The sequence below is a fragment of the Candidatus Protofrankia californiensis genome (assembly GCF_900634765.1).
In the GTDB taxonomy this organism is placed as follows: domain Bacteria; phylum Actinomycetota; class Actinomycetes; order Frankiales; family Frankiaceae; genus Protofrankia; species Protofrankia californiensis.
Genome location: NZ_CAAAFT010000477.1, coordinates 5,167 through 10,430 on the forward strand (window position 1 = coordinate 5,167; position 5,264 = coordinate 10,430).

4 protein-coding genes are annotated in these 5,264 nt (G+C 70.2%); 1 reads left to right on the plus strand and 3 read right to left on the minus strand.

The window, feature by feature from the left end:
- Nucleotides 1–155 precede the first annotated feature (155 nt).
- Nucleotides 156–1,304: an acyl-CoA dehydrogenase family protein gene (locus DD1DGNOD_RS24610; protein WP_131768753.1), complete on the plus strand. Its 1,149-nt coding sequence runs from the start codon at nucleotides 156–158 to the stop codon at nucleotides 1,302–1,304.
- A gap of 72 nt (nucleotides 1,305–1,376) precedes the next feature.
- Here the strand turns inward: DD1DGNOD_RS24610 and DD1DGNOD_RS24615 are convergent, their stop codons facing one another.
- From DD1DGNOD_RS24615 to DD1DGNOD_RS24625, 3 genes are all read right to left on the minus strand, one after another.
- Nucleotides 1,377–2,006, minus strand: a complete 630-nt coding sequence (locus DD1DGNOD_RS24615) for a TetR/AcrR family transcriptional regulator (RefSeq protein WP_131768754.1) — start codon at nucleotides 2,004–2,006, stop codon at nucleotides 1,377–1,379.
- A 252-nt stretch (nucleotides 2,007–2,258) separates the two neighbouring features.
- Nucleotides 2,259–4,010 carry a serine/threonine-protein kinase gene (locus DD1DGNOD_RS24620; RefSeq protein ID WP_131771134.1) on the minus strand — a complete coding sequence of 584 codons (1,752 nt, stop codon included), beginning with the start codon at nucleotides 4,008–4,010 and terminating at the stop codon, nucleotides 2,259–2,261.
- 196 nt (nucleotides 4,011–4,206) lie between these two features.
- On the minus strand, nucleotides 4,207–5,264 hold a 1,058-nt coding region (locus tag DD1DGNOD_RS24625), incomplete at its 5' end, for a vanadium-dependent haloperoxidase (RefSeq protein WP_206443412.1).

A 5,264-nucleotide genomic window follows, 5' to 3' on the forward strand; every position in this document is an offset into this window, starting at 1 on the left:
GCTGGACCGTGGACAGCGTGGACAGCCCGGTGGCCAAGCCGGGCGCGGCGGCGGTTCCGGCGGTGAGTGCCGCGTTCGTGGAGGTACCGGAAAAGAATCCGGCAGTACTCTGGTACTAATTCGAGTACCAATTCCCTGGTCACCAGGAGGTCCGGATGCCCGCGGAGCGTCTTCTGCCCTCGGACGAGGCGCGCGAGCTGATCGAGCTCGCCAGGACAATCGCCGAGAAGGAGCTCGAGCCGCGGGTGGTGGAGTGGGAGGCGGCCGGCCGCTTCCCCCGCGACGCGTTCACGGTGCTGGGCCGGGCCGGGCTGCTGAGCCTGCCCTACCCCGAGGAGGTCGGCGGCGGCGGTCAGCCCTTCGAGGTGTATCTGCAGGTCCTGGAGGAGATCGCCTACCGGTGGGCGGCGGTCGCCGTCGGCGTCAGCGTGCACGCGCTGTCCTGCTACCCACTGGCCATCGCCGGCAGCCCGGCGCAACGCGACACCCTGCTCCCGCAGCTGCTCGGCGGCGAACTGCTCGGCGCCTACTGCCTGTCCGAGCCGCATGCCGGCTCGGACCCGGGCGCGATACGCACCCGCGCGACCAGCACCGCGGACGGCGGCTTCCTGCTGTCCGGAACCAAGGCGTGGGTCACCCACGGCGGAGTGGCGGACTTCTACACCGTCTTCGCCCGCACCTCCGACGACCGCTCCGGCGGCATCTCCTGCTTCGTCGCCGACGCCGCGAGCGACGGCCTGACCTCCCAGCCGCCGGAGAAGAAGATGGGGCTGATGGGCTCCCCCACCGCCATCATGAACTTCTCCGACGTCCGCCTGCCTGCCGACCGGCTGGTCGGGCAGCCCGGGCAGGGGCTCCCGATCGCCCTGTCCGCCCTGGACTCCGGCCGCCTCGGGATCGCCGCCACCGCCGTCGGGCTGGCCCAACGCGCCCTCGACGACGCGGTCGCCTACGCCCTGCAACGCACGAGCTTCGGCAAGCCGATCATCGAACATCAGGGACTCGGATTCCTGCTCGCCGACATGGCCGCCGCCGTGGAAGCGGCACGTGCCACCACGCTCGCCGCCGCACGCCGGCGCGACGCCGGGCTCCCGTTCTCCCGCCAGGCCAGCATCGCCAAGCTGGTCGCCACCGACGCCGCCATGAAAGTCACCGAAGACGCCGTCCAGGTTCTCGGCGGCGCCGGTTACACCCACGACTACCCGGTCGAGCGGTACATGCGCGAAGCCAAGGTCATGCAGATCTTCGAAGGCACCAACCAGATCCAGCGGCTTGTCATAAGCCGGCACCTCGCCCGTTCCTGACCCGCGGCCCGACCGGTCCGGCCGGCCTGGCGCCGTCGTACCACACCGTCGGACGGACCGCATCCCACGCCGTCAGGCGGGCCGTCCGAAATCCGTTTCCCGGACGACCCCGTGCAACAGCAACTTCGCGAGTTCGGCATAGGCGTCGGCATCGGAAAGGCCGGTGACACCCGCGATCTCACCTTGCTGAATGGCGACCATGGCGAGGGTCGCGACGTGCCCGACAAAGGACGCGTGCACATCACGGAAGGCCCCGCCGGCCACCCCTTCGGCGACGAGCATGCGGATCCGCGCCGCCGCGATCCGCGTGTTGAGCTCGTAGACGTCACGGGCTGGCGGGAAGGCCGCGAGGTCCCGCCGAAAAGCCTCGGACGCCGGTTTCAGCTCCTCCGCCACGGCAGCAAGGTAGGCACCGACCCGCTCACCCGGATCCGCGGCCTCGTCCACCCGCCGCTCCACCTCCGCCGCGGCGGTACGGAAGAAGTGGACGACGACCGCGACGGCAAGTTGCTCCTTGCTGTGTGCCAGCGCATAAAGGCTCGACTTCGAACAGCGCAGACGCGCGGCGAGATCAGCCAATGTGAAGTGCGCGAACCCCTCGCGCAGGAAAATCTCGACGAGCCGGTCGAACAGGTCGGACTGCCGGGACGTGCGGCGACCTCCGGGCTGTGGCCACAGCGGGCCGTCAAGTGGCACGGTCATGACCAGTACAACCTACCGGCCTACCGGCCCAGGCCGGAGACGTTCGGCACGGCGACGTCGTGGTCGCCCGGCCGGTCCGCGGCGGACGGGGAACGCCCGGGCGGGTCCTCGTCATCGCCGGCGACCGGCCGTGCTGCCGGCCGTTTCGGCCAGCGGCTGCCCACCGGCTCCGGGACGGCCGTCCCCGTCAGAATGATCCGGCAGAAACCGCGGGCGCGAGAAAAGCATGGTCGCGACCTTCGGCCGCTCCGGCTAACGCTGAAAATCTATTCGCTTCAGGCGCTGCGGATATATGCTGAAACGACCCAGGTCGTTGGTGCCGAAGAAATCACAACCGGACCCGATGCCGCCCCGCGCCGTCCCGCCGCTGAGGAGGGTGACGACCACATCGGCCTTGCCATTCGGGGCGAACTGGTCGTCCGAGCGCAGAACCTCTATGCTCCTCATTTTCTCGAAGGCGATGTCCTGTCCGCTGGACAATGTGATTCCGTGGCCCACGGAAATGCAGTAGGACAGCGTTTCGGCGCGCACCGAGGTAGCCACGCCGTCTATCGCGGTCAACACCGCGTTCGCCTCGGCCCAGAGCTTCGAAGTTGTTCCGGAAGTTCCAGACGTCCCAGAAGCTCCGGAAGAGGCGCTGCTCGAAGCCGAAGGGACGGCCGGGCTGGGTGAACCGGCCGACGAGCGATCGGTGTCACTCACCGATGAAGTGGTTGCGGTGTCCGTGGATAGGCAGTTGGCGGGGCTGGGGACGGCGGGAGACGTAGGACACGGCGCCCCGGCCTGTAGCGCCTCGGCCTGCGGGGAATTGTCGTCGCCGGTGAAGGTGGCGATGGAGATGGCCGCGGCAGCGATGGCGGCGAGGAGGAGGACGGTGGCGAACGCCCAGCGCAGACGGCGTCGGGGTACACGGGTCTGGTTGCCGTTCCCGGGCATGGCTGGCGACTCCATGGTCAGCGTGCGCGGCCAGGGAGGCTGCGCGCCGTGGCCGGCTCCCGGATCGGGATCGCGGCCACCGGTCTGATGAGAGGGTGGTTGCTGCTTGTTGAAAGCAGCGGCCGGCGGCGGTGGAGGCGTGGGTATGCGCCTGGTCGTGGGTGGCACCGGCCCGGTGGGCGCAGAGGAATGGCCGGCAGCCTCGCGGACGTCATCATCGAGGCGGAGCCGGATGCTGGAGCGGGCAGTCCAGTCCGGGCCGTAGGCGCCAGCGGCAGCGTGGGCCAGGTCGAGGGCGAAGGCGTGGGCGGAGGGCTGGCGGGCGGCCGGGTCCTTGGCCAGGGCGCGCAGGACCACCTCTGCGACCGGGGCGGGAACCCCGACCGGCGGCGTGGGGATGGTGTCGAGGTGATGCTGCCACAGTGCGCGCACTGGCAGTTTCGGGTCGAACGGCGCCACGCCGGCCAGCAGCTGGTAGAGCACGATCCCGAGCGCGTACAGGTCGGTGGCCGGCCCCAACCGGCCTCCTGTGATCTGTTCGGGAGCCATGTAGGCCGGAGTCCCCACGAGCGCGCTGGCAGTGGCCGCCGACCCTTCGACGATCTTCGCGATCCCGAAGTCGGTCACCTTCAGCAGACCCGTGGTGTCGAACAGCATGTTGTCGGTCTTGATGTCTCGGTGCAGCATCCCCTGGCCGTGTGCGCAGGACAACGCCGCGGCCACCGCCAGACCGACCGCGCAGGCATCCTCCTGCGGCAGGCCCACCCGGCGGCGGGTCAACGTCCCCCCGCCCAGCAACTCCATGATGATCAGATGCAGGTCGCCGGTCTCGACGTAGTCGTAGACCCGGACCACATGCGGGTGATCGATACCGGCGAGCAGCCGCGCCTCGGCGGCGAAGTCGGTGACCGCACCGTCATGGCCCGCGGCCAGCACCTTGATGGCCACGTGACGGTCCAGCCGGCGGTGCCGGCCCGCGAGCACCAGCCCGAACGCACCGGTACCGAGCTCGGCGCCCAGCTCGTAGGCGGGCAACACGGCGCCTATCCGCGCACGATCAACGATCACGGCTTGGTGTTCACCCCCGGACGGTACCTACTACCGCCCACCATCACGAAAACATCCATATCCTCAGCAGAAGCTGCCGCGATCCTAGCTTTGCGACGTCGCACGGCAGACAGAAGGTCGTTCGCGTGACAGGCCGGGAAGCACGCACCGTCGGATCCGTTCGACCCGCTGTTCGTCGGACCCTCCTGCTGGGGTCCTACCCGAGCCCGAGCCCGAGCCGGTGGAGGTCGTAGGAGGCGACCTTCCGGCCGAGTTCGGCGCCGATGACGTCGGTGCTACGGAAGTGGATGCCCGACCAGACCCGGGCGTTGACGTTGTCGTCGGTGGCCTGCCGCCAGGAGGTGTAGGTCCGGCTGACCCCGGGCGCGGTCGTGCTGGTCACGCTGATCGGCTGTTGCGGACCAGTACCGGTGAACGCCTCCAGCACCCGCTGGGCCGCACCAGCGTAGGTGGTGTGCCCGCTGGGGTATTCGGGGTGTGCGGGAGTGGTGATGAGCGGCGTCCAGGCCGGATCGGGCGCGGTGGTGGGGTCACCGTCGGTGTCGGCGACGCGGATGGCGGTGACGGGGCGCCACCGCACATAGATGTACTTCGCCTCGTAGACGGCGATCTGGGCATCGATCGTCACCTCGTGGAACGTGGCCACCAGACCGGCCCGCCACGTCGGCGGCCGTCCGCCGGTCTGGGTGAGCAGGCCACGCAGGATGGAGGTGTAACCGGCGAGGGAGGTCTGCGCCCAGAAGTTCGCGACGTCGCTCTGCTCCCGGGTGCGGACGGTGCTGTCGACGGCTCCGACCGCGCGGATCTCGGCGAGGTCGCTGCGGTACTGCGGTGATCCGAGGGGGGCAGGTGGTCCGGGGCGGAACCGGTCGGCCCGCCCAAGCAGGAACGTCCGTCCCCTGCCCTGGCCGGACTGCACCGCAGGGGCGTACGCCGGTGGCGTCGGACGCCAGACGCCCGGTGCCTCCGGCGGCGGGGTGTAGGGGACGTTCACCGATGCGACGTCGAGTCCGTCGCCGGCGCGTTCGGCGAGCAGCTTGCGCGCGGAGCGTTGGCCAGCGCCGACACCGGCAGTCTTGCCCTTGCCGTCCGGGACCTGGCCCAGCGTGGCGGCCAGCGCCGCGTCGAGGTCGGCCGTGCGCGCGGGAACCAGCGCGACAAGGCTGTCGTGGACGGCGGTCGCGACCGCGGCCGTGGTGAACGCGGCCGTGGTGAACGCGGCCGTGGTGAACGCGCGGCTGTGCGAAGCCGGCC

Coding starts and splice junctions, on each gene's coding strand:
- DD1DGNOD_RS24610 (WP_131768753.1), top strand. CDS start 156: ATGCCCGCGGAGCGTCTTCTGCCCTCGGACGAGGCGCGCGAGCTGATC.
- DD1DGNOD_RS24615 (WP_131768754.1), bottom strand. CDS start 2,006: ATGACCGTGCCACTTGACGGCCCGCTGTGGCCACAGCCCGGAGGTCGC.